The organism is Weeksella sp. HMSC059D05, from assembly GCF_001809725.1.
Classification (GTDB): Bacteria; Bacteroidota; Bacteroidia; order Flavobacteriales; family Weeksellaceae; genus Weeksella; species Weeksella virosa.
In genome coordinates, this window is the sequence record NZ_KV798542.1 from 22,486 (window position 1) to 49,247 (window position 26,762).

Genomic DNA, 26,762 nt, shown 5'->3' on the forward strand with positions numbered 1-26,762 from the left:
AAAGAAACAATTGGCTGATAATTGGATTTTTTTAATCATAAGTCTTAAATTTGCTTAAACATTACACAAATGAATCCACGCGAAGATTTTTTATTAAAAGCGTTCGAATTAGGAATCATCAAATTCGGAAACTTTACCCTGAAAAGCGGCATAGAATCACCTTTTTATGTTGATTTAAGACCATTAGCTTCTAGCCCACAATTATTGAAAACTTTATCCAATAATTTGTTAGAATTGGTCGATAATAAAGATTTCGAACTAATTTGCGGTGTACCCTATGCTGCCCTACCAATGGCAACAGCGATGAGTCTAACCTCGAATATACCCTTGATTATCAAACGCAAAGAAAATAAAGGTTACGGAACCAAGCGAATGGTAGAAGGTGTTTTCCACGAAGGCCAAACCTGTCTTCTGGTAGAAGATGTTATAACGTCTGGTAAAAGTTTACTCGAAACCATTGACCAAGTAGAGAGAGAAGGATTAATCGTTGAGGATCTTGTTGTTGTTCTCGATCGCGAACAAGGTGGTGTAGATAAACTACGCGAGCGAGGATATCATGTGCAAACACTTTTTACTATAAACGAAGTCATCGATATCCTACATAAATATCATCGTTTGACCGATTCGGAAAAGGTAAAAATAAAAGAATTTCTCAACAATCCAACCGAAGAAGTTGTACAAAAAAGGCTTCCACTAGAAGAAAAAAAAGTAACACATCCTATCGGGAAAAGATTAGTAGAACTGGCTCTGAAAAAACAATCGAATCTAATTGCGTCAGCAGATCTCATTACTTCTGCAGAAGTGTTGCGATTTGCAAACGAAGTAGCTGACCATATTGTAGCACTAAAATTACATTCCGATATCATTCAAGATTTTTCTGATGATTTAATCTATCAATTGAAGAAATTGGCTAAAGAAAAAGAATTCTTATTGTTTGAGGATAGAAAGTTTGCCGATATCGGTAATACGCAAGAAATGCAGTTCAAGAAATCGATTTATAAAATTTCAGACTGGGCAGACTTGGTAACGGTTCATCCGATTGGAGGAGCAGAAAGTTTGAAGGTTTTCGAGAATACAGGTGTTATTACTTTGGCCGAAATGTCATCAAAAGGTGCCTTAACAGACGACTACTATTTCAGTAAAGTAATCAATGTATCCGAAAACGAACCCAAAGTTTTAGGTTGTGTTGCACAGCGCAAAATTGGTGATCATTTGTTGTTGTTTACGCCAGGTGTAAATATCAATGTAAGTGGTGATAGCAAAGGGCAACAATACAACACGCCAGAAGTTGTTTTCAATAATTACCATACCGACTTTATGATTGTTGGTCGTGGGCTGTACAAATCTGCCGACGTTAAAACAGCTGCCAAAGAATATCAAACACTGGGATGGATAGCTTATTTGCAAAGCTTGAATTAATACAATAGATCGTATTCGTTATATAAAAAAAAATCCGCAAATTTTTGCGGATTTTTTTGTGTCTATTTCATTTTATCTAGAGCAGCTTGAATTTCTTTTACTTGATTTTCGAGCTTTTTATTTTCTCTGGCAGCATTCGATTTTATCGATAATGCATTTTGAGCCATTTGTTTAATAAGCACACTGGCTTGCGGATTTTCATTTTTCAGAAAAGCATAATATGAACTATACAATTTAGCAATTCGTTTGGTCGCAGTCGGGGTGTCATTTTTCATCACCCACTCGAATCCTTGTGCAATAACTTTCGCATTCCGAGGATCTTGGAAAGGAGCAAACGCATAAAATGCGACGGTTTCTGCTACTAATTTTGATTTTGATAGATCGTTATTGTCAATCCATTCAGGGAGTAAATTAGCAATAAGTGCAGGACTTCCGCTGATTACTTCATCTTCTACCGTATTGATATATGCCGAAGCTTTGCTCGGGTCTTGCTTCAGGATTCCATTAATAGCTGCAGCTTGTACCGAAAAAGATGGACTTTTGGCTAGAGTTTCATAAAGAGAAAGATCAACTTGTTGTGTGAAATTTAACCAAGAAATTGCAGCTGCCTGAACTTTTGTTTTTGGGTCATTTTGTGCTAAGCTTTTTATGGTCGCACTGGCCTTCTGTATAACTTTTTGCGAGCTTGGGTCTAATTTGTTAATCGCCATAATACGAAGACCTTCATACGGATCTTGCGTTGCTTTGATCAAAGCATTCAATGCTTTTTCATTGGTAGCTTGTGCCTCTACAAAGGCATCGATTGCTCTTTTTCGTACTCCATAATTACCTTCGCCAGCTTGGTATTGGGCGATAAATTCATCGATGGTTTTATTATCTTTCAGGTCGCAAAGTAAGACTTCGTTGGCATTTGGTATGATGACTTCTGGTTTTTGATCAGCGTCAAAACTAAAAGTGTTGATTACTTTTTTTCCTACCCAAACAATTTCTCTATGCACTTTTCCATTTATACGGTAATCAATAGTAAAAGGAAACTCAAAAAGTTTTTCTCCTTCTTGTTTTATGGTTACGATAATTTTTTTGTTTTGGGTATGATAATCATATGCAATGTTGAGTTTTGGGTGATCGTTGCCAAAATACCATTGATCGAAAAACCAATTGAGGTCTTTGCCCGAAACTTCTTCCAGAGCCAAGCGAAGGTCAACTGCTTCAGCTTTCCCGAATTTGTGTTGGTTGAGAAAATGATTAAGACCGGTGAAAAATGCATCATCACCCAAATAATTTCTTAGCATATGGGTAATTGCACCACCTTTATTGTAAGTTACCGCATCGAAAACATCTTCGCGAGAATTGTAATGCATCCTTACCAAATCCTTGTTGAGGTTGTCGCCCATTTTATAACTTTCAATATCATCGAGACGGTGTTCCTCTGCTTTCTCTTTTCCGAATTTGTGTTCGAACCATAAATACTCAGAATAGTTTGCAAACGCTTCGTTAATCAAAAGATTAGACCAGCTTTCTGCGGTTACTAAATTTCCAAACCAATGGTGAAATAATTCGTGTGCAATAATCGATTCGGCAATATTTTCGTCTATTAATTGTCCTGGCTTTTGTTGCACATTTTCGTAAAATAAGACAGCGCCTGTATTTTCCATTGCGCCAGAAATGTAGTCGCGCCCAGTAATTTGCGAGTATTTGTCCCATGGGTAGGGATATTGGAGCAAATCCGAGAAGAATTGTAGCATTTCGGGTGTATGGCCAAATATATCTTTTGCATAGTCTTTGTAAGCAGGCTCTACATAATAGTTTACTTCGATATTCTTCCATTTATCTTTGATGATGGCATAATCGCCAATCCCTACAAAAAATAGATAAGGAGCATGTTGAAAATCGAACTTCCAATAATCGGTTTTCGTTCCGTCGTTGTTTATTTTAGAGGATTTTAATAAACCATTTGATAATGATATGTATTTTTCGGGATAGGTAAGATAAATTTCTTGTGAGGTTTTTTGATTCGGTTTGTCTATGGTCGGGAACCAACAAGATGAAGATTCGGTTTCTCCTTGTGTCCAAACTTGTGTTGGTTTATCAGGGTCGCTTCCGTCTGCATTGATAAAATATAATCCTTTGGCAGCGGTAATTGCATCGCTTCCTGCTTGCTTTATTTCGTTTGGCCGAGCTGTGTATTTGATATAGATTTTATACGGTTCATTGCGTGTATAGGTTTTGTCTAGATCGATAATTAATTGATTGTCATCGTTATGGTATTTTAGTTTTTTTTGTTTGTTGTTATCGATCAACACTACTTCATGAATTAGCATTGCTTTTGCATCTAAAATCAATTGTTTGCTAGGATAAAAATGAGGTTTCAGATCTAGCCAAGCCTCACCCAAAACATGCTCTTTTTTATAGTCAAATTTCAGATCTAGTTTCGTGTGGATAAGCGTATGAACGCGTTCGGCTTCTGCTCTATAAATGGCTATTTTATCGGCTTGCTGCTCATCATAACTCGGCGGTGTTCCAGAGATTTGAGCTGTTGTAAAATGTAAACCTAAGCAAAGACTTGCTAATAAGAATAGTTTTTTATTCATTTTAATTCAATGATTTTGGTAGGATATAAGTTTAGATAGGATATAAATCGTCATAATGAAAAGATGCAAAACATTCCTAAACTGCAACAATTCCTTTGATGTGCGGATGTGACTGGTAGTCTATCAACTCGAAATCAGAAAACTGAAAATCGAAAATATCTTTTACATCCGGATTAATTTTCATCTTCGGTAAGGGAAAAGGATCACGAGATAATTGGAGTTCTATTTGATCGAAATGATTTTTATAAATATGTGCATCTCCAAAAGTATGAACAAAATCCCCTAACTCTAGATTACAAACTTGGGCAACCATCATTTGCAACAAGGCATATGAGGCAATGTTGAACGGGACACCTAAAAAAAGATCTGCACTTCTTTGGTAGAGCTGTAAGGAAAGTTTACCATCGGCAACATAGAACTGAAAAAAAGCATGACAAGGAGCAAGAGCCATTTCATCTAGTTCGCCCACATTCCACGCAGAAACGATCAATCTTCTAGAATCTGGATTGGTTTTTATTTGGTCAATAACTTCTTTTATTTGATCTATCGTTTCGCCATTTGGTTTAGCCCAACTTCTCCACTGTTTTCCGTAAACAGGTCCTAATTCTCCATTTTCATCCGCCCACTCATTCCAGATTCTCACTCCATTTTCAGTAAGATAAGAAATATTTGTTTCGCCCTTTAGAAACCATAACAATTCGTAAATTATAGACTTTAGATGCACTTTTTTTGTAGTCACTAAGGGGAAACCCTCGTTGAGGTCAAACCGCATCTGGTAACCAAAAATACTTTTTGTACCAGTACCGGTTCGGTCTTCTTTTAGGGTGCCTTCTTGCATTACTTTCTTACACAGGTCTAAGTATTGTTTCATGATAAACGATTGTTTTTTTACAAATTAACGGATATCTTTTGATTATGAAAATTTGTAAACCCTAATTTTTTTTAAAAAAACCTTATCTTTACCGCATGAAGAACGAAGGAGGTATTTTTGGTTTAAGACCCATAATAGAAGCTATAGAGTCGGGAAAAACAATCGACAAGTTGTTTGTGCAGAAAGGCTTACAAGGTGAAATTTTTTCTCAGCTGAGAAAACTAATTGCGCAATACGAGATTCCGACAAGCTATGTTCCGGTTGAAAAGTTGAATCGACTGACCGGTAAAAACCATCAAGGAGTCTATGCCTTTCTCTCGCCAATCGAATTCGATTCTATAGAAAACGTTCTTCCACAAATTTACGAAAGAGGAAAAACGCCTTTTCTACTCATTCTCGATCGAGTGAGTGATGTGCGTAATTTTGGTGCTATTGCACGTACGGCCGAATGTGTTGGGATAGACGCAATTATTATCCCCTATAAAGGATCTGCTTCTGTAAATGCCGATGCGGTAAAAACTTCTGCTGGTGCTTTGTATAACATTCCTATTTGTAAAGAAAACAACCTAAAAAAAACAGTAGACTATTTACAACAATCTGGGATAGTTTTGGCTGCAGCATCTGAAAAGTCCGACACCTATTTATACGATGTGGATTTCACTACTCCTTTGGCAATAATCATGGGAAGTGAAGAGGACGGAGTGTCGGATGCTTTACTGAAAGTTTCAGATTATATCATAAAATTACCTATGGCAGGGCAAACAGCATCTCTCAACGTTTCGGTTGCCTGTGGTGCAATTTTGTACGAAGCTGTTCGTCAGCGTCTGAATGTAGATTTATTTTAAAAACCAATAACTATGAAATACACAACTATTATCGGAATCTTGCTTTTCGCAATAGGAATCGGTCTATTTTCGTTTGCCGAATTGCAATTGGATCGATTATTTATCAATAAAGAATTTATAGTAGGAATTTTTTTGGGCAGTGGCTTGGGTTTCTTTTTAGGTGGAATTGTAGGATGGGCTTACAAACGTAGAAAAATAAAAAGAGAAGAAGCAATCCGTAAAGCAGCTGAAGCTGTCGTTATCACTGAGCAAAAATCAGAAGAAAACAATTAATTCTCACGGTTGTTTTTGTTGAGGTAATTTTGATAGAAAAAAGAAGGAATCAATAGAAGAACATACATCGGTTGAATGAGAAATCGTCGAATGTAAAATCCTATATTAGTCCCCAGCTGAAACTCTTGTTTTATTGCGTAATTGTACAATGGTAATAATACAAATAAACTAATAATCAGAACCAAAACTGTAAAGCGAGTATATTTTTTGTTCTGGAAAAGCACCGCAATGATTGCTGTGGTAAGTAAAGCGTTTAAAGCGTAACGAAAGAGAATACTTGCATTTACCCGAGACAATACATAATAAGGAAATGTTTGGTTGCTTGTATCTCGTTGAAAATATTCTAGAAAAGGATCGTAAAATAAATCTTTTTCAAAAACGCGAATCATAATTAATCCTACCAAAAATAGGGCTGCCCATAAAAATCTAAGCCACTTCTTCATTGTTGTGTTTGTTTTTTTTCATCACAAAAAAGCGGATCCAAACTATCCAAAGAATCACAATCGAACCATAAATCAGTGCCGGGAAAAGATAATCATGCGCCATTTTTCCGTAGGAAGGATGATAACGAAAAATCCAATTTAGCAAAACGATTCGTCCGATATTCATCAAAAATAAAAAAATTAATCCTACAAAAATATAAAGAAAGGTAGTTCTGAAATTTGTACTAAAAGCTACAACAAAAGCCACGAAAATAATCATAATCGATAGGGCATTGCAGCCCTCGTTTACGATAGAGGTAGAAATACCATTGATAGCAATTCGGTAATAAGGCTCGTTTTCGATATGATAACTCTCTGCCGGAAAACCTATAAAATTAAGCACCGCGCTCGTCGTGTTTGATGTGAAAGCCGTGAAAGGATCGGGATTGTGAGCAGGCAAATAATTTTCGAGATATAGATTATAGAGCAAAATTAGCAAAACATAGGTTCCGAGGAATTTTAGGAGAAAAAGAAAAAGCGATTTATATTCTTTCATTAAATTGTCATTGTGTAAGAACAAATATAGAAGAAAAAATAGTATTTTGTTTGTCGTGTACATTAAGTTATGTCTATTTTTTTAGGAGTTTCTGTCCTCCAGAAGTACGGAAAAGAGAATCTTTACTTAACTTTGCTGTTCAATACGCTTTTTATGGAAGAATTACAAAAAAGAATAGACATTTTGCTCGATGCTCATCATCAGATAGAAGACAAACTACAAAAAGTATGTACACTTTTGCATACAGAAATTGATTACTATAATTGGGTGGGATTTTATTTTAAGAATGGCGATAAAAACGAGTTGAAGCTCGGTCCATTCGCTGGTGCAGTTACCGAACATACGATTATCCCGTTTGGTAAAGGAATTTGTGGGCAAGTGGCAGAGAGTAATGAGCTATTTTTGGTGCCCGATGTACAAAAAGAAAATAATTATCTCAGTTGCAGCATCGAAACAAAAGCAGAAATTGTAGTTCCGATAATCAAGCATGGAGAAAATATAGGTCAGATAGATATAGATTCCCATACACTTAATCCTTTTACCAATAAAGACATTCAGCTTCTAGAACATATATGCCAACGAGTAGCAAAATTATTATAGAAAAATACAATGGTAGACATTATAATAAGATACTTCCCGAGTTTAACAAAGAAACAAATCGAGCAATTATCGCGTTTGGGAGATTTGTATAAAGAATGGAATGAGCAGATAAATGTTGTATCGCGAAAAGACATAGACAAACTTTATGTTAACCATATTTTGCATTCCCTTGCGATTGCCAAAGTAATGGAGTTTACAGACGGCTCGAAAGTGTTGGATGTTGGTACTGGAGGTGGTTTACCTGGGATTCCTTTGGCCATTCTTTTCCCAAATGTTCATTTTCATTTGGTGGATTCTATTGGCAAAAAAATAAAAGTAGTTCATGCTATAGCAACTTCCTTGGGGCTAGAAAATGTAAAGGCAGAACAGAAAAGAGCCGAATCTCTCACCGATCAATACGATTTTGTGGTATCACGAGCAGTGACTGCCATGCCAAAATTTGTAGAATGGATACGAGATAAATTTAATGATCAAAATAATAACCCATTGCCCAACGGATTATTGTATCTGAAAGGAGGTGACCTTAGTGAAGAGTTGACAGACTTTCCTAGCGCAAAACTGTACTCAATTTCTGATTTTTTTGATGAAGAATTTTTCCAAACAAAAAAAGTAGTATATCTCAATAAAAAAGATTTATAAAACCATGCTAGCAGGTCGTTTTTAGAATAAAAATATCAAGAATAATATGAGTTTTCTGTCATGGGAGACTCATATTTTTTTTGTATATTTGAAAGTTATATATAAAAAAAATTGAAGAAAAAAGAAGTATGAGTCAAAACACCTATACAGCAGACAATATCCAAGCCCTCGAGGGGATGGAGCACGTTCGTCTTCGTCCTTCGATGTACATTGGTGACGTTGGAACACGTGGACTACACCACTTGGTTTATGAAGTTGTTGACAATTCAATAGACGAGGCCCTTGCTGGATTTTGTGATACCATTTCTGTGAAAATATTAGAAGGAAATTCAATATCCGTTTCGGATAACGGTCGCGGTATTCCGGTAGACATCCACAAAAAAGAAGGAAAATCTGCTTTAGAAGTTGTCATGACCAAAATTGGTGCTGGTGGAAAATTCGATAAAGACACCTATAAAGTTTCTGGAGGGCTTCACGGAGTTGGTGTTTCGTGCGTTAATGCCCTTTCTAACCATCTTACGGCAGAAGTTTTCAAAAACGGTAAACACTATATCCAAGAGTACGAAAAAGGGAAACCATTATATGATGTAAAACAAGTTGGCGATACCGATAAAAGTGGTACGACAGTAACCTTCACGCCCGACAATACCATCTTTAACGAACTAGAGTATAATTTCAATACACTGGCAAATCGTTTACGAGAATTGTCGTATCTAAATAAAGGAGTCACCATTACGCTAGCAGATGAGCGCGTGAAAGATGAGAAAGGTGAACCATTGCTCGAAGTTTTTCATTCGGATGGTGGATTAAAAGAATTCGTAGAGTTTATCGACGGTAATCGTGAGGCGATTATGGATAACGTTATTTGTATGGAAGGAGAACGCGATGGCATTCCTGTTGAGGTAGCAATGCGATACAATACCTCATACAATGAGAACTTGCATTCGTACGTTAACAATATCAACACCCACGAAGGAGGAACACATTTGGCAGGATTTCGTCGTGCATTGACCCGAACTTTAAAAAAATATGCAGATGAAAACTTTAATCTTACAAAAGAAAAAGTCGAAATTGTAGGAGATGACTTCCGAGAAGGTTTAACGGCGATTATTTCTGTTAAAGTTATGGAACCTCAATTCGAAGGACAAACCAAAACGAAATTAGGAAACTCAGAAGTAAGTGGTGCGGTTGATAAAATCGTATCAGAAATGTTGACAAACTTCTTAGAAGAAAATCCAATTGAAGCCAAAATAATTGTAGACAAAGTTATCCTTGCTGCAAAAGCTCGTCAGGCTGCTAAGAAAGCTAGAGAGATGGTGCAAAGGAAAAACCCAATGGGTGGTAGTGGATTGCCGGGTAAATTGGCCGATTGTTCTTCTCGCAATCCAGAGGAATCAGAAATTTTCTTGGTCGAAGGGGATTCGGCAGGAGGAACAGCAAAACAGGGACGTGATCGACATTTTCAGGCTATTCTTCCTTTAAGAGGAAAGATTTTAAATGTGGAGAAAGCAATGGCTCATAAAGTTCTTGATAATGAAGAGATCAAAAATATCTACACGGCTCTAGGGGTATCTATCGGAACAGAGGAAGATTCAAAAGCACTCAATATCTCAAAACTTCGCTATCATAAAGTTGTGATTATGACGGACGCCGATGTCGATGGTTCGCACATTGCGACTTTGATTCTTACTTTTTTCTTCCGTTACATGAAAGAGTTGATAGAGAATGGGCACATTTATATAGCAACACCACCATTATATTTAGTGAAAAAAGGAAATAAAGCAGAATATGCTTGGGGAGAAGAAGAACGGGAAGCATTGATAGAGAAACTTGCTCCAGATGGCAAAGGAGTAACTATCCAGCGCTATAAAGGTCTTGGTGAAATGAATGCAGAGCAGCTTTGGGATACAACACTCAATCCGCAAAATAGAACTATGAGAAAAGTTACTATAGAAAATGCTGCCGAGGCAGATCGTGTATTTTCGATGCTAATGGGGGATGATGTACAGCCACGTCGAGAGTTCATCGAGAAGAATGCTGAATATGCAAAAATTGATGCATAAGTAAGCATTGGAATAAAAATTAGTAAAATCAAAAAAAACCACTCGATTATCGAGCGGTTTTTTTTAAATTGTGCATATCGTAGTGAACAGAAGTTAACTTTAGCACTTTAGCAGAAAGTTAATTGCATAAAAAAACCATCTCATTGAGATGGTTTAAAATTCTATTAAATCAGTAATAATTTACTTATTTAGCAGCTTCTTCTACTTTGTCAGCAGCCTCTTCTACTTTATCAGCAGCATTGTGAGCAGCATCTTCCATTGTAGCAGCAGCATCAGCAGCAACAGAATCAATTTTTTCTACTTCTTCTGTAGTAACTGAATCTAATTCAGCAACTTGCTCCTCAACAACTGGTTCAGTTGCAACTTCTTCTTTTTTCTCACATGAAATAGCTCCGAATGCTAAAGCAGCAACTGCTGCAGATAAAAATAATTTTTTCATTTTCTTAAATATTATTTGTTAAACTTTTTTTGTCTCATTTTGACATAGCAAATGTACGGCGGTGTCTCAATTTCGTTTTGAATATCCGTTGTACTCTCGTTGTATAACCGTTTTTGTTTTACAAACGCTTGATAGTTAGGTTTTTGTAAAATAGTTTTACAAAATAAATCTTTTCAATAATTCAGTCTAATCGAGAAAAAAGTTAGATTATTTTTCGTAAAATTATAAATAATGAAATGAATATTTCTGAAGAAGTTTCTCGTAGTTTAGATAATTACTGTTTTTTACTTTGAACAAGAAAACAAACCTAAAAATTTATTTTTTTTTGCTTAAGATGATTTTGTGTTTATAACAGTGTACCAATTACAATGATCGTTTAGTATAGAATGTTCGAGAAAATTCAGAATCATTAGTGTAATTGTAAGACAATAGTTGAGAAATAGCAGCTTTTTTGGATAGGCTTACTGTGAAATTTTATCATGTATTTACTGTAAACTATAGTACGTCTAAATAATAAATAAAAAGTATTGTCTGATATAAAAAAATGATAAAAAAGATAAAGAATTATCAGATTTTCATTTTACTTGTATAATGATTTTATACAGAAGGTATTTTTTTGTAAAAAATTAGCAATTAGATATTTAGGTGTTTTTTATAATTATTCTAAATTGTATAAACCTTCTTTATATCGTGTCAAACTCCTTGAATAATACGTAACTAAGGCCTATTTTTGTAATTTAAATTTATTTTTAAATAAGTAAAAACTAATTTTTTGTTTATGGCATTTGATATAGAAATGATCAAAAGAGTTTATGCGAGAATGCAAGAACGCGTTGATCAGGCAAGAAAAATTGTAGGAAGACCATTAACCTATTCTGAGAAAATTTTATACGCTCATCTTTATGATGGTGAGCCTACGAAAGCATATACACGTGGAGAATCGTATGTAGATTTTGCGCCGGATCGTGTAGCTATGCAAGACGCAACTGCACAGATGGCTTTGTTGCAGTTTATGCAAGCGGGAAAAGCGAAAACAGCTGTCCCTTCTACCGTACATTGTGATCACCTGATTCAGGCAAAAGTTGGTGCCAAAGCAGATTTGCAAGACGCAATCAATAAATCATCGGAAGTGTTCAACTTCTTAGAGTCTGTTTCTAATAAATATGGAATTGGTTTCTGGAAACCTGGTGCAGGGATTATTCATCAAGTTGTCTTAGAAAACTATGCTTTCCCAGGTGGGATGATGATTGGTACCGACTCTCACACGCCAAACGCAGGAGGTCTAGGGATGGTAGCTATTGGTGTTGGTGGAGCAGATGCTGTAGATGTAATGGCTGGAATGGCTTGGGAATTGAAAATGCCAAAATTAATCGGAATCAAATTAACCGGTAAATTAAGTGGATGGGCATCTCCTAAAGATGTTATTCTAGAAGTTGCTGGTCGCTTAACAGTAAAAGGTGGTACAGGTTCTATTGTAGAATATTTCGGTGAAGGAGCAGAGTCTTTATCAGCTACAGGTAAGGGAACCATTTGTAACATGGGAGCAGAAATTGGTGCAACAACTTCTATTTTTGCATATGATGATTCTTCTGAGCGTTATTTACGTGCAACGGATCGTAATGACGTTGCTGATTTGGCAAATGCCAATAGAGCTTACTTGCGATCTGATGATGAAGTATATGCAAATCCAGAAAAATTTTATGATGAATTAATTGAAATTAATTTGTCTGAATTAGAACCAAGATTAAACGGACCTTTCACGCCAGATTTAATGACGCCAATCTCTAAAATGAAAGAAACCGCAGCAGCAAATGACTGGCCATTAACTGTAGAATGGGGGCTTATCGGTTCTTGTACAAACTCATCGTATGAAGATTTGTCTCGTGCTGCTTCAATTGCTAAACAAGCAGTGGAAAAAGGATTAGTAACAAAAGCTTCTTTCGGAATTAATCCTGGTTCTGAGCAAGTTCGTTATACAGCAGAACGCGACGGAATTCTAAAACCTTTCAATGATTTAGATGCAGTGATATTCACCAACGCTTGCGGACCATGTATTGGGCAATGGGATCGTGAAGGTGCAGATAAAGAAGAGAAAAATACGATCGTTCATTCGTTCAACCGTAACTTCAAGAAACGTGCAGATGGCAATCCAAATACTTATGCATTTGTGACTTCGCCAGAGATGGTTGCTGCTATAGCAATTTCAGGTCGTTTAGATTTCAACCCAATAACCGATACATTGATCAATAAAAATGGTGAAGAAGTAAAATTAGACCCACCAGTAGGAGAAGAATTGCCAGAAAAAGGCTTTTCTTATGAGGATAATGGATATCAAGCGCCTGTAGAAGATGGTTCTTCGGTACAAGTGGAAGTAAATCCAGACTCAGAACGTTTACAGTTGCTAGAAAGCTTCAAACCATGGGATGGGGAAAACATCACAGGAGCCAAATTATTGATCAAAGCATACGGTAAATGTACTACCGACCATATCTCTATGGCTGGACCTTGGTTACGTTTCCGTGGTCACCTGGATAATATCTCAAACAATACGTTGATTGGAGCAGTAAATGCATTTACTCAAGAAACAAATTCTGTAAAAAATCAATTGACAGGGGAGTATGCGCCAGTTCCAGACACTGCACGTGCCTATAAAGCAGCAGGAATTCCTTTTGTGATTGTTGGAGATGAAAATTATGGAGAAGGTTCTTCTCGTGAGCATGCAGCTATGCAACCACGACACTTGGGGGCTGTAGCCGTATTGGTACGCTCTTTTGCTCGTATCCATGAAACAAACTTGAAAAAGCAAGGAATGTTAGCATTGACTTTTGCCAATAAAGAAGATTACGATAAAATCCAAGAAGACGACACATTCAACTTTGTAGATTTAAAAGATTTTGCACCAAACAAACCTCTTACAATAGAGTTGGTACATAAAGACGGTTCTATAGATACAATTCTAGCAAACCATACCTATAATGATGCACAAATCGAATGGTTCAAAGCTGGATCTGCTTTAAACTTGATTAAGCAACAACAAAACTAATTGGGTCATCTGATCAATAATAAAGCCTCATCAATTGATGAGGCTTTTTATTTCTTACATAAAATGCAACTCTTTGAAAATTTAATATACTATTATATTATGTAAACTAACTGGTAAAGACTTCTTTGAGATTCAAATACTTAAAATATTGTAAAAAGCTCACTTGTAAAATTACATTTTTTATTTGAAAACGTGTATTCTAGTTATATTTTTTAGGTTTTCTATGCAAGTAAAACCTATTGTACAATAAATTTAGATGTATAAACTTCACCTGTTCCAAGCCTGAAAACTCCTAAATATAGACCTGAGTCTAATGAAGCAATAGATAATTTACCAGAATTTTTTATTGGGCTTTCTATAACTACTCGTCCATAAAGGTCAATTATCTGTACTTCACCAGCAGAAGTATTATGAGGTAAACGATAGAGTAAATTTTTGTTGTTGACGACCGTTACAAATTTTTTTGTACTAGAGCTTGTTGTGCTCATGTCTTGGGCGCTTTTGGCAACTTCTACCAAAAATTGTAAACCTAATTTTGCAAATTTTTCTGCCTGAAAACTATTTCCAGTCACACTATATCGGTCATTTACAGAATGAATATTTCTGTTGTAATCCTCAAACTTCGATTCGAATGGGAAAGCTGCTGCATAGCCGTTACGCGCCCAACTTTCATGGTCAGAGCAAGCATAATTACACTTGGTGAATCCGAAACTTATCGGATGCGGAGAGTTGGATGAATTGTAGTGTTCTAGCAATTCTATCAAAAAAAGATTAAGATTATTGTCGATATAAGAATCGGTTGTGAGGTATAAATCATTTTCAGAACCCTGATAATTGGTCATATCAAACTGTACATAGCCCAAAACTTTTTTACCCAGATTTTTGTAGTGAGCAGCAATTTCTTTCGACCCGACTAAACCAACTTCTTCTGCGCTATATGCCATGATCTGAATGGTTTTTTGAGGTTTAAAGTTGTTTTCTATCAACACCCTTAGAACTTCGGTAATTGTTGCAATCCCGCTCGCATTATCATCAGCACCAGGAGCCGGAGAATTTGGATTGATGTAACTATTAGACGTGATACTGTCTGCATGTCCACCAATAATTACCAATTCATTACTATTTTCACTCCCGTCAATCGTCAAAATAACCGAAGGCATAGGTGTGTTGGTGTGTTGATATAAAGACAAATGAATGTCAGTTCTCCCACTTTTGTCAACGATTGATTGCCACTTGTTCAGAATAAACTCCATTGCAGGAATTGCCTGACTAGAGGTATGAAACCGAGTGCCGAAATTTTCTAATTCTATGATAGTTTCTTCTATTTTTGTAGGATTAGTTTTCGATAAAAGTTGATTAATAATGGCCTGCTCGGTAATTGTGAACAAAGCAACTTGCTCACGAGTTTCTGTATTTTTATACAAATAATCTTGTGCTTCTAAGGCAGAAAAATGACGAACATAAGCAGGTCCGTGTAAGTGTAATTCGTTTTCGAAAGCAACAGTCAACGATTCTGGAAGGTAAACTGCCGCAACATTCTGGTGAGTTTGTAGAATTTTTACCTGATTAGGATACATTAATTGCAAATTCTCGGCCTGCGAGGCATCCATCGTTGCGTAAAGATAGTCACTTGAGGTGGACTGAAAACCCGTAGATTCTTGAGCATTTACGATAGAGGCGATAGCTATAAATGAAGCGAGTAAACTGTTTCTTAATTTCATATGATGTTTACTTTCAGTGTGTTAGTTGAAAACGAATATAGGTAATTTTTTTGTTTTCTTCGAGAAATTTAGATTCGTAAAAAGTTTGTACTTCGGTAACAATAGGCGGAATATCCGCATGATCAGGGTGATACACATCATGTGAAGACTGTAAAACTTTGTGTCCTTCAGCCTGTAAAATCCCATGTGTGTAACCGTGTAAAAATTCTGAATCCGTTTTTAGATTGACTGTACCATCTTTGGTTAGAATCGATGCGTATTTCGCTAAAAAAGATGGGTGAGTAAGTCGATGCTTGGTTCGTCTGAATTTGATTTGAGGGTCTGGAAAAGTTATCCATATTTCATTAACCTCTCCTTTATCAAATAAATAATCAATCAGCTCTATTTGGGTACGAACAAAACCAACATTTTGTAAGTTTTCATCTTTAGCAGTTTTTGCTCCACGCCAAAAACGCGCCCCTTTAATATCAATACCAATAAAATTTTTATTTGGTTCTCGCCTTGACATCGCTATCGTGTATTCTCCTTTACCACAGCCTAATTCTAAAACGATAGGATGATCGTTTTTGAAAAATTCTTGTCGCCATTTTCCTTTCAATGAAAAATCATTAATTACCTCATCACGAGTTGGTTGCACAACATGTTTAAAAGTCTTGTTTTCCTCGAACCTTCTGATTTTATCTTTCCCCATCGAATAAAATTTTTGCGAAATTAGAGCTTTTTTATCAACTATAAAACTAACAAATAATAATCCTTCTCCTTTGAAATAAGAAAAGGTTTTCTATTTTTGTAACATTAAAAACAATCGTTATTATGGATTTTATAAAACAATTACACAGTGGATGGGCATATCTTGTATTGCTTATGGGGGTCGTATTTTTGGTAAGTACATTGGTGTACGCAATCTCGAAAAAACCAACCGACAATGCTATTCGAAAAATTAGCCTAATTACTACAATCGTCTTCCATGTTCAACTATTAGTAGGATTTGTTACTTTCTTTATTACAGGAAGATACAAACTATTTGCAGATATGGGGAGTGTAATGAAAGATGAAGTTACCAGACTTCTGACGGTAGAACATCCGATGATGATGATAGCAGGAATTATTTTTATGACAATCGCTAATGCAAAATTAAAACGTTCGTCAACCGTAGGGTTTAATGTGGTTTTATTGGCGTTGATAGCCTTGGTAGTTATCGTATCGAGAATTCCTTGGCAACTGTGGCATGGATAAAATTCAAACTGTTAAATGCAAGATAAGTTAATTGTTTGGCATCGGATTTGTGAATATCTGTACCGAACCAATACAATAATTAAAGATGAAAGCATTATACAAAATATTTATTTTCTTTAGCTTATTTGGTTTCTATAAGACTGTACAAGCACAAAATTTCCATTCGTCAACAACCAAAGTAGAGTACGATCATCAATCGAGTGTACTCAATGTAACTTCACGATTTCTGACAAATGATTTAGAGCAAGTAGTAGGTGAGAAAATAAGTAATAAAGCTAATTTCGAGTCTAAATTGAAAAGCTATATTGGGAACAGAATGGTTTTATCTGTTAATGGAGTAACGCTGGGGGTTTCTTATATAGGTTTCCAGACCAATGATAAGATGACACGCGTTTATCTAAAAGCCGAAAACGTTTCCAAACCAACAAGTATTTCATTAAAAATGACGATGCTAACAGACGTTTTTGCTGATCAACAGAACATGATTTCTTTTGATATCAGTGGCGTAAGGAAAAGCTTTACAACAAGTCGTGGAAACGAAACTGCAAGCTTGAAACTATAGAAATGTAAACCCTAGAATAGCAAAGCCCTTCAGATTTCTGAAGGGCTTTTTTATATTTTTTAGAGTGTCAATAATTTGTTCGTATAAGATTGAGTAATTTCTCGTGCTCGTTACGGACTTGTGACAAAGGTCGAGTACTATTATTACTCATTAAACTAAAAATATAGGTTTTGCCAGAGTTGGTTTTCAGATAACCACTCAAGGTAACCGTATTCGAAAGCGTACCTGTTTTACCAAACATATAAGCATTTTTGCTGCGGTAACGAGATTTCAGAGTCCCCGATTTGCCACCAACAGCCATCAAATCTAGAATCTCTTCTTCGGGTAGTTTTTTGTATAATTTGTCTAGAATTTGAACAATCGATTTCGGGCTGAATAAATTATACCTAGAAAGACCCGAACCATCAATCCATCGAGGAGCTTGACTTAAATTTTGCAATTCATTCTTTAGGAGATTAGCAATTAATTTCTCACTTCCAATTTCCATAGAACGCTCGGCAGAAGCAGCAATCAATAATTGTTCGGCCAAAAAATTATCACTTTCTTCCATCATATATTTTGCGACCGAATGCCACGGTCGACTGTAGAGAATTTTAGCCTTTTTGGGTATTTCTGTAAATGTTAACGAAATTTCTTTATCTAAGACCGAAGATAAAATCTCTCTTGTAAGTTCGGGCGAAGTGATATACGGTATTTTTATATTAGATTTATGTGGAGCGAAATAAAATGTGTTTCGATGAAATTCACGCGCAAAACTTCTCTTTTCAGAAGTAACCTTGTCTTCGAAATATCTTGGTGATGCCGAGATCGATTTTCCTGTCCTGCCAAAGTAAACCAAGTTTTCTTGGATCGGGAAAGGAGAACGTTCGGGCGCATAATCGCTAGCATAATCATCCCACGACCAACCATTGCCGAAAGGAGAATCATCGAAAGCAGGAGCGTGGTATATGAGGTTTTTAGTAGAATTCTTTAGAAAGTTTAATACCCGCTGATTGTCGAATTTTGGATGCAAAAAAGTAGGGTCTCCAGTACCCTGAAAATGTAGCTCGCTATCGGTTTCGTAATAAAAAATGCCCGGAATAGAATCTTTCATCACTGTCGCAACTGCATATAAAGTTGCAATTTTTGTGTTGGATGCAGGTAAAAAATAAGAAATTCCGTTGTAAGAAAAAACTTCTTTTTGGGTGTCGATATCATATAAATAGAAACCAACTTGCTGATCATCATAAAAAGAAGATTGCAAACTCCGCTCGATTAGTTCATTTTGGGCAAACGAAAAATAACATCCCAAAAAAAGAAGCAAACAATAGGTGTTTTTCACTTTAATCTTTTGGGTTTATTGGGTTGGGGCTTGTATTGGGCAGAATCATTTGGGTATGTGGATATGGAATAGAAATGTTATTTTGGTCTAATGCATATTTCACATTGCGATGTATCTCCCAATAAGCTGTCCAATAGTCAGAGTTCTTTACATAACAACGTACAGCTAGATCGACACTGCTGTCGCTAAATTTCAGGATTTCTACCGTTTTGGCTTGATTTTGATCTACAAGAGGATGTGAGTCTAGAACATTGATTAACACTTTTTTAGCTAGATCGAAATCATCATCATACGAAATACCAACTTCTATGTCGAGGCGTCTAAACTCTCTTATAGAGTAGTTGATAATCGGATTATTGAAAACACTGGCATTGGGCAAGGTAATAACTTGTCCTTTTACGGTGTGTAGGATGGTGTAGAGAATACTAATAGAGTCGACAGTTCCTTCATTATTTTGCGAAACAATATAGTCACCAACCTTAAAAGGTTTGAAGAGAATGATTAATATTCCGCCAGCAAAATTTGCCAAAGAACCCTGTAAAGCCAAACCAATTGCCAGGCCGACTCCACCTAAAGCTGCGATAAAAGCCGAAACATTGAGACCTAATCGGTTGATGACAAAAATAATTACGATGGTTTTTAAGAGAATATTGATAATCGGAATCGCAAAAAGACGTATAGAAACATCAATGTTCAATGCAATCATTCGTCTATCGATGAGGTTTTTTATTTTCTTCGATAACCAGAATCCAACAACCAAAATAAATATAGCCGTAAGTAAAGCCCAGCTAATTTGTCCGCCTTTTTCGATCAAGAATTCGGTAATTCTTTCCATTGTTTTTATGGGGCGTGTAATGGCCTCTTCGATACTATGAGGAGGATCTTGTAGTTGTGGTGTTTGTGTAAGAAAAGGAATCATATTTTTTGATTGAATAATTTTTGTCAAAAATATAATCTATACCTTGTATTTCCTTAGATTTTGAGTAGATTATACATACTTTAACATTTTTTTATACAAAGCATTTCTCAAAAAAGTTATTCATTTTCATGGTCTTTTCAAAAATAAAACCTATCTTTATTTGAAAGTAATATATATTAACCTATAAAACTGTAAAAAATTATGTCAGTAAATATTTTCGACCTTGTAAAAGGATACATAACTCCAGAGCTGGTAAACAATGCCGCTACTACCTTTGGAGAAAGCGAGTCAGGAATTTCTAAAGCACTCTCTGCTTTTATACCATTGGTTTTGGGTGGATTGATAAATAAACACCACGATTCACCAAATATATTAGATCAAGTAAAACAACTGGGTAGCCAGTTTTCTGCGTCGAATGATGTTCATCAATTGACAAGCCAACCACTTGTACAATCGCTTTTGGCGAGTATTTTCGGAGAGAAACAAAACGGAATAGTTTCAAAGATTGCAGAATTTGCAGGAATATCTGATACATCATCCAATCAATTACTCAACTTAGCAGCAGCATTAGGATTTGGTGGGCTCGGTAAATATGCCAACGATCAAAATCTAAATACTAATCAGTTTTCTGATTTGCTTGGATCATCAAGTACAAAATTGGCAGCTTTATTACCAACAGGTTTAAGTTTAGGAGCATTGGGCTTAGGAGGCTTAGGAAATCTTTTCGATAATGCAACAGAAACTATTTCTGAAAAAGCACATAATGTGCAAGAAAGCGTAACGAAACAAGTGCACAAAACCTCAGAAGATGTAAAAGAGAAATACAATCAAGTACGTGATCAAGTAAGAGAAGAAGCGCCTTATCAGGGTAGAGAAACTACAAACGAGAAAGGTGGGGGAGGTTTCCTTAAGTGGTTTATTCCGCTCGTTATTTTATTATTGATTGGCTATTTACTCTATAATTGGCTTGGGAAAAAAGAAGATAAAACGTTAGTAGAAGATCCGGCACATGTAGAAAATACCGGAGTAGTAACTACACCAACAGCAAGAGAAGAAGCAACATTTGATTTGGATGGATTAACAATCAAAGGATACAAAGATGGCTTAGAAGATCAACTGATAAGATTTATAAAATCGGATGACTACAAAAACGCTACAGAAGAATCACTAAAAGATAAATGGTTCAATTTTGATAATGTAAACTTCGAGTTTAATTCGACCGACCAACTAGAGGCTGGCTCTTATGAGCAATTAGAAAACTTGGCTGCAATCCTGAAAAAGTTTCCAGAATCGAAAATAAAAATCGGTGCATATTCAGATAAAAAGGGAGACGATAATATCAATAAAGAAGTTTCGCAAAAACGTGCAGATTTCTTGAAAACCGAATTGGGCAAACTAGGCGTTGGTGAGCAAGTAGTTTCAGCAGAAGGATATGGCGAAGAATTTGCAACTGTACCGGAAACTGCATCAGACGAAGAAAGAGCTGTCGATAGAAAAATGGCTCTACGTTTTACGAAATAATAATCCTTTAAATAATAAGATTCAAAAGACAGCTTTTTTTAGGCTGTCTTTTTTTGTACATAAAACAGAAACTTCAATTATCTTTGTACTCTATGAAATTTTCGATTGAACAAAGAGATCCATTGTCTAAAGCACGCGCTGCAGTGGTTACTACAGATCATGGAGAGATTGAAACGCCTATTTTTATGCCAGTAGGCACTGTAGGTACGGTTAAAGCCGTGCAACAAAAAGAGTTGGTTAGCGACATCAATGCACAAATAATACTAGGAAATACCTATCATCTGTATCTGAGACCAGGAACAGAAATTCTTCATAAAGCAGGGGGCTTGCATCAATTCATGAATTGGGAGAAACCGATACTCACCGATAGTGGAGGATTTCAGGTTTTTTCTTTAGCATCGAGTAGGAAAAAATCAGAAAATGGAGTCCGTTTCAAGTCTCATATCGATGGATCCTATCACTTATTTACGCCAGAAAAATCAATGGAAATTCAACGATATATCGGTGGCGATATTATAATGGCTTTCGACGAGTTGACAGGTATACCTGCAGAATATCACGATGCAAAGCGTGCCATGAATGTTACTCATCGATGGTTAGAGCGCTGTAGAGTCTGGTTGGATAATAATCCAGAATTTTATAAACACAAACAAACTTTGTTTCCGATTGTCCAGGGTAATGATTTCAAAGATTTACGCCAAGAATCAGCAAAGTATATTTCAGATTTCAATGCAGAAGGAAATGCCATCGGAGGCTTATCGGTTGGTGAGCCAGAAGAAGTAATGTATGAAATGACAGATCTTGTAACGGATATCCTACCAAAAGAAAAACCACGTTATTTGATGGGTGTCGGGACCCCATGGAATATTCTAGAAGGAATCGCATTGGGGGTTGATATGTTCGATTGTGTGATGCCAACCAGAAATGCACGCAATGGAATGCTCTTTACATGGAACGGTGTGATGAATATGAAAAATGCTAAATGGAAAGATAATTTCGATGCACTGGATGAAAACGGAACTAGTTTCGTCGATCATTATTATTCAAAAGCTTATGTGCGACATCTATTCAATGCGCAAGAATTTCTGGGTAAACAAATTGCATCATTACATAACTTGGCTTTTTATCTAGATTTGGTGCGTGTAGCTAGAGAACATCTCTTAGCAGGAGATTTTACTCAATGGAAAAATCAAATCATACCGCAACTAAAAACACGTCTGTAAATTGAAAATATTAGATAAGTATATTGTAAAGAATTTTTTGGGCACTTTCTTTTTCATGGTGCTCATCCTTACTTCAATTGCAATAATTATCGATTTCACCCAAAAGTTAGATCGTATAGATAGTACAGGATCTACGGTAACAGAAGCTCTTATACACTTTTACCCATATTGGGGAGTATGGATTGTGAATACTTTTTTGCCCGTCGCGGTTTTCATTTCGGTAATCTATTTCACTTCGAGGCTAACAGCACAAACAGAAATCGTTGGGATGCTCTCGGGCGGGATAAGCTTCTATCGATTAACGCGACCTTACGTTATTGTAGCGGCAGGGTTGGCTTTTACGGCTATGATGGTGAACAATGTAGTTTTGCCTTGGGCGAATATCAAAAAAAACAAATACCAATACGAGCATTTATTGAGTATGCGTGCTCGAAAAGAATACTATAAACAACAAGTAATTTCTGCACAAATCTCATCTAATGAATATGTTTTTGTAGAAAGTTATGATCGGATAGAAAAGCGAAGCGATTCCTACTTCTTGTACCAAAAATTCGATTCGGTACAATTAAAAGAACAGATAATGGCCTCATCTTTTACCTGGGATGACAAAGACTCTAGCTATATCCTACAAAATGTTTTCGAGAGAAAAGTTCTAAGTCCGAAAAAAGATTCCATTGCATATTTATCATCCAAAAAAATAAAACTCAAAGCTACACCCGATGAAATTCTACCAGAGGGCTATGTGGCCGAAACCATGAATTCTTTCGAGCTGATGAAATTCATAGAGTCTCAAAAAAACAAAGGATCTGCCAATGTTGTCGTTTACGAGAATGAGCTGCAGCAGCGTGTAAGTTCGCCTTTTTCTACTTTTATTCTAACAATTCTGGCGCTAAGTTTATCTTCTAAAAAAAGAAGAGGAGGAATCGGAGTGAATCTTGCGGTGGGAATTACACTCGCTTTTGTTTACATTTTTTTCAGTCAAATTGCAACAACATTTTCAGAACAAGGATATGTAACGCCATTTGTAGCCGCATGGATTCCGAATGTCGTGTTCGGATTACTGACAACATTTTTATATTTCAGAAGAGCACAATCTTAGGCTTTTATATAAAAAAAATATATCGTAATTTTGCACTTTAAATACCCTTTAAAAATGATCAATATTACTCTTCCAGATGGAAGCGTCAAGCAGTATCCACAAAAAGTTACTCCATTAGAAGTAGCAAAAAGCATTAGCGAAGGTTTAGCGCGTAATGTTCTCTCGGCTTTGGTGAATGATAAACAGACAGAAATCACCACCCCGATAACCGAAAATGCTACACTACAGCTGTTAACTTGGAACGATGATTTAGGGAAAAAAGCTTTTTGGCATTCATCAGCACACTTACTTGCTCAGGCCATTTTACAATTCTATCCAAACGCAAAATTAACAATAGGACCTGCTATCGAAAAAGGATTTTACTATGATGTAGATTTTGGTGAAGATAGTTTTGGTGAAAAAGATTTCGAGAAAATAGAGAAAGCTATGCTCGAAAATGCTAAGAAAAAAGCAGAGTTTAAACTGTATTCTGTTTCTAAAGCAGAAGCCTTAGAAGAATATAAAAACAATGAATATAAAACAGAGCTTATTAGTAATCTAGAAGATGGCGATATAACGTTTTGTGTTCATGATAATTTTACAGACTTGTGTCGTGGGGGACATTTGCCAAACACCGGATTTGTGAAAGCAGCTAAAATTCTTAACGTTGCCGGCGCTTATTGGCGTGGTGACGAAAAAAATAAAATGCTAACCCGTGTTTATGGGATTACCTTCCCTAAACAAAAAGATCTTACAGAATACCTAGAGCTCTTAGAAGAGGCAAAGAAGAGAGATCACAGAAAATTGGGGAGAGAACTTGGGTTGTTTGCTTTTTCAGAGAAAGTAGGGCAAGGCTTGCCGTTATGGTTGCCAAAAGGAGCAGCTTTGCGTAGAAAGCTAGAAAACTTCTTGCTAAAACAACAACAGAAGTTAGGGTACGAAATGGTAATCACACCACATATCGGGCAAAAAGAATTATACGTAACTTCTGGGCACTATGCAAAATATGGTGCGGATAGTTTTCAGCCAATTCAGACGCCAAATGAGGGTGAAGAGTTCTTGTTAAAACCGATGAATTGTCCTCACCATTGTGAGATTTATAAAACTTCACAATGGTCGTATCGAGACTTACCAAAACGTTATGCCGAATTTGGTACTGTTTATCGCTACGAGCAATCTGGAGAATTGCACGGTCTCACACGAGTAAGAGGATTTACCCAAGATGATGCACATATTTTCTGTACGTCAGACCAATTATTAGAAGAATTTAAAAAAGTAATAGACCTTGTACTATTTGTATTTAAAAGTTTAGGTTTTGATAATTATTCGGCTCAAATTTCGTTACGTGACCCTAACAATAAAGATAAATATATAGGTACAGACGAAAATTGGGAGAAGGCAGAAAATGCAATAATTACAGCAGCCAAAGAAAAAAATCTGCCAACAGTAGTAGAACACGGAGAAGCAGCCTTCTATGGGCCTAAACTAGATTTCATGGTCAAAGATGCCCTGGGACGTCAGTGGCAATTGGGGACAATTCAGGTCGATTATAATTTACCAGAAAGATTCGAGCTTTCATATATAGGTCCAGATAATCAAGCACATCGTCCGGTGATGATTCACCGAGCGCCATTTGGCTCTATGGAGCGTTTCATCGCTATATTACTCGAAAATACTGCAGGGAATTTACCATTATGGCTAACTCCAGATGTTTTTACAATTTTACCAATTAGTGAAAAATATGTAGAATTTGGAGAAAAAGTATTAAATTTGCTGGCCGAACAAGAAATTAACGGATTGATAGACAGTAGAAATGAAAAAACTGGAAAGAAAATCCGTGATGCTGAAGTTAAGAAAATTCCGTATATGCTAATTGTAGGGGAAAAAGAAGAGGAAAATGGTACGGTTTCTGTACGTAAGCACGGAGAAGGCGATTTGGGTGAGATGAAAATAGAAGAATTTATCCAATTCGTAAAAAAGGAAATGAAATTAATTTAAAATTAGAATATTATCGCAATCAGAAGAAAAGGGGGCAGAGGGCCTGCTCGCATTATTAAAGAGGATCAACACAAGATCAACAACAAGATAGACGTGCCAGAAGTTCGCGTTGTGGGCGACGGCATAGAATCTAAAATTTATCCTATCGCAGAAGCTTTGGAGCTAGCAGAAGAACAAGGCTTGGACTTGGTAATGATTAGTGAAAAAGCAGTTCCGCCTGTATGCCGTGTCGTTGAGTACAAAAAATTTCTTTACGAACAGAAAAAGAGAGAAAAAGAATTAAAAGCAAAACAGCAAAAGGTAGTCGTAAAAGAGATAAGATTTGGACCGCAAACAGACGATCACGATTTTGATTTTAAAAAGAAACACGCTCGTTCTTTCTTAGAAGAAGGGTCGAAGTTGAAAGCCTATGTGTTTTTCAAAGGACGTTCAATTATTTTTAAAGATCAAGGAGAAATCTTGTTGCTGAGATTGGCTCAAGAATTAGAAGATGTTGGGAAAGTTGAGCAGTTGCCAAAATTAGAAGGTAAAAGAATGATCATGATGATGGCGCCTAAGAAATAAAGGCAAGTATCTTCATACACCATAAAAGAAACGTTTTAATTATAATAAAAAAGTAATCATGCCAAAATTAAAAACAAAATCAGGAGCTAAAAAGCGTTTTAAATTAACCGGTACAGGTAAAATTAAAAGAAAACACGCTTTTAAAAGTCATATCCTTACTAAAAAGGAAACAAAGCAAAAACGTAATTTAACGAAAACAGGTCTTGTTGACAAAGCAGACGAAAAAAGCGTTAAAAGACAATTAAGATTAATCTAACAGATTATCTAAATTGGTTTCTTAATTAAATATTAACCCTGTAGTAGGTAATATAAGTAATCTAAAATAGATTCGCCTCCTACAAAAAAATTAAAAATTATGCCAAGATCAGTAAATTCTGTTGCTTCAAGAGCACGAAGAAAAAAAGTTTTAAAATTAGCTAAAGGATATTACGGAAGAAGAAAAAACGTATGGACTGTTGCTAAAAATGCAGTAGAGAAAGGTTTACAATATGCATACCGTGATAGACGTCAGAAAAAAAGAAACTTCCGAGCATTATGGATACAGCGTATCAATGCCGGTGCACGATTACATGGAATGTCTTACTCGCAATTCATGGGGGCAACGAAAAAAGCAGGAATTGAGTTAAATCGTAAAGTGTTAGCTGACTTAGCGATGAATAACCCAGAAGCTTTCAAAGCCATCGTAGAAAAAGTAAAATAAACATTGACAATTAAAACGTTCTATCACCCACCTCTAGTAAAGGTGGGTTTTTTTATATTTAAAACCCACTTCATTCAGCATATAGTACTGTTAGTTTATAAAACATTATTTAAGTATTTGATATTTAAGTAATATGAATAAAACTTTAAAAAAAGGTT

The 26,762-nt window shown here is 36.0% G+C and carries 25 protein-coding genes; 16 read left to right on the top strand and 9 right to left on the bottom strand.

What is annotated here, in order from left to right; genetic code table 11:
- The first annotated feature begins 69 nt into the window (after nt 1-69).
- Nucleotides 70-1,419, top strand: a complete 1,350-nt coding sequence (gene pyrF, locus HMPREF2660_RS06230) for an orotidine-5'-phosphate decarboxylase (RefSeq protein WP_013598338.1) — start codon at nt 70-72, stop codon at nt 1,417-1,419.
- 62 nt (nt 1,420-1,481) lie between these two features.
- On the opposite strand, the gene HMPREF2660_RS06235 is transcribed toward pyrF, so the two are convergent.
- Both HMPREF2660_RS06235 and HMPREF2660_RS06240 read right to left on the bottom strand, forming a co-directional pair.
- Nucleotides 1,482-4,010: a M1 family metallopeptidase gene (locus HMPREF2660_RS06235; RefSeq protein ID WP_083299080.1), complete on the bottom strand. Its 2,529-nt coding sequence runs from the start codon at nt 4,008-4,010 to the stop codon at nt 1,482-1,484.
- Nucleotides 4,011-4,086: 76 nt separating this feature from the next.
- Nucleotides 4,087-4,881, bottom strand: a complete 795-nt coding sequence (locus HMPREF2660_RS06240; RefSeq protein ID WP_070486174.1) for a thymidylate synthase — start codon at nt 4,879-4,881, stop codon at nt 4,087-4,089.
- A 95-nt stretch (nt 4,882-4,976) separates the two neighbouring features.
- On the opposite strand from HMPREF2660_RS06240, the gene rlmB reads away from it, so the two are divergent.
- Both rlmB and HMPREF2660_RS06250 read left to right on the top strand, forming a co-directional pair.
- Nucleotides 4,977-5,726 carry a 23S rRNA (guanosine(2251)-2'-O)-methyltransferase RlmB gene (rlmB, locus tag HMPREF2660_RS06245; RefSeq protein ID WP_013598341.1) on the top strand — a complete coding sequence of 250 codons (750 nt, stop codon included), beginning with the start codon at nt 4,977-4,979 and terminating at the stop codon, nt 5,724-5,726.
- 12 nt (nt 5,727-5,738) lie between these two features.
- Complete coding sequence (locus tag HMPREF2660_RS06250; RefSeq protein ID WP_013598342.1) at nt 5,739-5,999, top strand: hypothetical protein; 261 nt, start codon at nt 5,739-5,741, stop codon at nt 5,997-5,999.
- On the opposite strand, the gene HMPREF2660_RS06255 is transcribed toward HMPREF2660_RS06250, so the two are convergent.
- Complete coding sequence (locus HMPREF2660_RS06255; protein WP_013598343.1) at nt 5,996-6,442, bottom strand: exosortase F system-associated membrane protein; 447 nt, start codon at nt 6,440-6,442, stop codon at nt 5,996-5,998. The two genes, HMPREF2660_RS06250 and HMPREF2660_RS06255, sit on opposite strands and share 4 nt — an antisense overlap.
- Nucleotides 6,426-6,977, bottom strand: a complete 552-nt coding sequence (gene xrtF / locus HMPREF2660_RS06260) for an exosortase family protein XrtF (RefSeq protein WP_041942112.1) — start codon at nt 6,975-6,977, stop codon at nt 6,426-6,428. Before xrtF ends, HMPREF2660_RS06255 begins: the two co-directional genes overlap by 17 nt.
- A gap of 153 nt (nt 6,978-7,130) precedes the next feature.
- Between xrtF and HMPREF2660_RS06265 the strand changes: the two genes are divergently transcribed.
- From HMPREF2660_RS06265 to gyrB, 3 genes are all read left to right on the top strand, one after another.
- Entirely contained in the window at nt 7,131-7,577 is a 447-nt protein-coding gene (locus HMPREF2660_RS06265; RefSeq protein WP_041942302.1) for a GAF domain-containing protein, read from the top strand.
- A 9-nt stretch (nt 7,578-7,586) separates the two neighbouring features.
- Nucleotides 7,587-8,216: a 16S rRNA (guanine(527)-N(7))-methyltransferase RsmG gene (gene rsmG, locus HMPREF2660_RS06270; protein ID WP_013598346.1), complete on the top strand. Its 630-nt coding sequence runs from the start codon at nt 7,587-7,589 to the stop codon at nt 8,214-8,216.
- Nucleotides 8,217-8,344: 128 nt separating this feature from the next.
- Nucleotides 8,345-10,279, top strand: a complete 1,935-nt coding sequence (gyrB, locus tag HMPREF2660_RS06275; RefSeq protein WP_070486176.1) for a DNA topoisomerase (ATP-hydrolyzing) subunit B — start codon at nt 8,345-8,347, stop codon at nt 10,277-10,279.
- 184 nt (nt 10,280-10,463) lie between these two features.
- Here the strand turns inward: gyrB and HMPREF2660_RS06280 are convergent, their stop codons facing one another.
- Nucleotides 10,464-10,718 (bottom strand): hypothetical protein, encoded by a 255-nt coding sequence (locus tag HMPREF2660_RS06280; RefSeq protein WP_013598348.1) that lies wholly within the window; start codon nt 10,716-10,718, stop codon nt 10,464-10,466.
- A gap of 778 nt (nt 10,719-11,496) precedes the next feature.
- Here HMPREF2660_RS06280 and HMPREF2660_RS06285 point away from each other — a divergent pair.
- Nucleotides 11,497-13,761, top strand: coding sequence for an aconitate hydratase (locus HMPREF2660_RS06285; RefSeq protein ID WP_070486179.1), 2,265 nt, complete (start codon nt 11,497-11,499; stop codon nt 13,759-13,761).
- 236 nt (nt 13,762-13,997) lie between these two features.
- On the opposite strand, the gene HMPREF2660_RS06290 is transcribed toward HMPREF2660_RS06285, so the two are convergent.
- Complete coding sequence (locus tag HMPREF2660_RS06290; RefSeq protein WP_083299081.1) at nt 13,998-15,482, bottom strand: M20/M25/M40 family metallo-hydrolase; 1,485 nt, start codon at nt 15,480-15,482, stop codon at nt 13,998-14,000.
- Between the two features lie 13 nt (nt 15,483-15,495).
- Nucleotides 15,496-16,173: a tRNA (guanosine(46)-N7)-methyltransferase TrmB gene (gene trmB / locus HMPREF2660_RS06295; RefSeq protein WP_070486183.1), complete on the bottom strand. Its 678-nt coding sequence runs from the start codon at nt 16,171-16,173 to the stop codon at nt 15,496-15,498.
- 122 nt (nt 16,174-16,295) lie between these two features.
- On the opposite strand from trmB, the gene HMPREF2660_RS06300 reads away from it, so the two are divergent.
- A complete protein-coding gene (locus HMPREF2660_RS06300) occupies nt 16,296-16,718 on the top strand; it encodes a hypothetical protein (RefSeq protein ID WP_013598352.1) in 423 nt (140 codons plus the stop codon).
- Nucleotides 16,719-16,803: 85 nt separating this feature from the next.
- A complete protein-coding gene (locus tag HMPREF2660_RS06305; protein ID WP_013598353.1) occupies nt 16,804-17,280 on the top strand; it encodes a DUF6702 family protein in 477 nt (158 codons plus the stop codon).
- A 67-nt stretch (nt 17,281-17,347) separates the two neighbouring features.
- Here HMPREF2660_RS06305 and HMPREF2660_RS06310 read toward each other — a convergent pair whose 3' ends face one another.
- On the bottom strand, nt 17,348-18,583 hold the full coding sequence (locus HMPREF2660_RS06310) for a D-alanyl-D-alanine carboxypeptidase/D-alanyl-D-alanine-endopeptidase (protein WP_013598354.1): 1,236 nt from the start codon (nt 18,581-18,583) through the stop codon (nt 17,348-17,350).
- Between the two features lie 19 nt (nt 18,584-18,602).
- On the bottom strand, nt 18,603-19,520 hold the full coding sequence (locus tag HMPREF2660_RS06315) for a mechanosensitive ion channel family protein (RefSeq protein ID WP_013598355.1): 918 nt from the start codon (nt 19,518-19,520) through the stop codon (nt 18,603-18,605).
- A 201-nt stretch (nt 19,521-19,721) separates the two neighbouring features.
- On the opposite strand from HMPREF2660_RS06315, the gene HMPREF2660_RS06320 reads away from it, so the two are divergent.
- The 7 genes from HMPREF2660_RS06320 (at nt 19,722) to rplT (ending at nt 26,604) form a co-directional block, all read left to right on the top strand.
- On the top strand, nt 19,722-21,041 hold the full coding sequence (locus HMPREF2660_RS06320; protein WP_070486187.1) for an OmpA family protein: 1,320 nt from the start codon (nt 19,722-19,724) through the stop codon (nt 21,039-21,041).
- A gap of 92 nt (nt 21,042-21,133) precedes the next feature.
- The gene (gene tgt, locus HMPREF2660_RS06325) at nt 21,134-22,264 is read left to right on the top strand and encodes a tRNA guanosine(34) transglycosylase Tgt (RefSeq protein ID WP_013598357.1); all 1,131 of its coding nucleotides are present in this window, start codon (nt 21,134-21,136) and stop codon (nt 22,262-22,264) included.
- 1 nt (nt 22,265) lies between these two features.
- The gene (locus tag HMPREF2660_RS06330) at nt 22,266-23,363 is read left to right on the top strand and encodes an LptF/LptG family permease (RefSeq protein WP_013598358.1); all 1,098 of its coding nucleotides are present in this window, start codon (nt 22,266-22,268) and stop codon (nt 23,361-23,363) included.
- 54 nt (nt 23,364-23,417) lie between these two features.
- Complete coding sequence (gene thrS, locus HMPREF2660_RS06335; protein WP_070486189.1) at nt 23,418-25,340, top strand: threonine--tRNA ligase; 1,923 nt, start codon at nt 23,418-23,420, stop codon at nt 25,338-25,340.
- Between the two features lie 51 nt (nt 25,341-25,391).
- Entirely contained in the window at nt 25,392-25,904 is a 513-nt protein-coding gene (infC, locus tag HMPREF2660_RS06340; RefSeq protein ID WP_115041944.1) for a translation initiation factor IF-3, read from the top strand.
- Between the two features lie 58 nt (nt 25,905-25,962).
- On the top strand, nt 25,963-26,160 hold the full coding sequence (rpmI, locus tag HMPREF2660_RS06345; RefSeq protein WP_013598361.1) for a 50S ribosomal protein L35: 198 nt from the start codon (nt 25,963-25,965) through the stop codon (nt 26,158-26,160).
- Between the two features lie 99 nt (nt 26,161-26,259).
- On the top strand, nt 26,260-26,604 hold the full coding sequence (rplT, locus tag HMPREF2660_RS06350) for a 50S ribosomal protein L20 (protein ID WP_013598362.1): 345 nt from the start codon (nt 26,260-26,262) through the stop codon (nt 26,602-26,604).
- Nucleotides 26,605-26,762 lie beyond the last annotated feature (158 nt).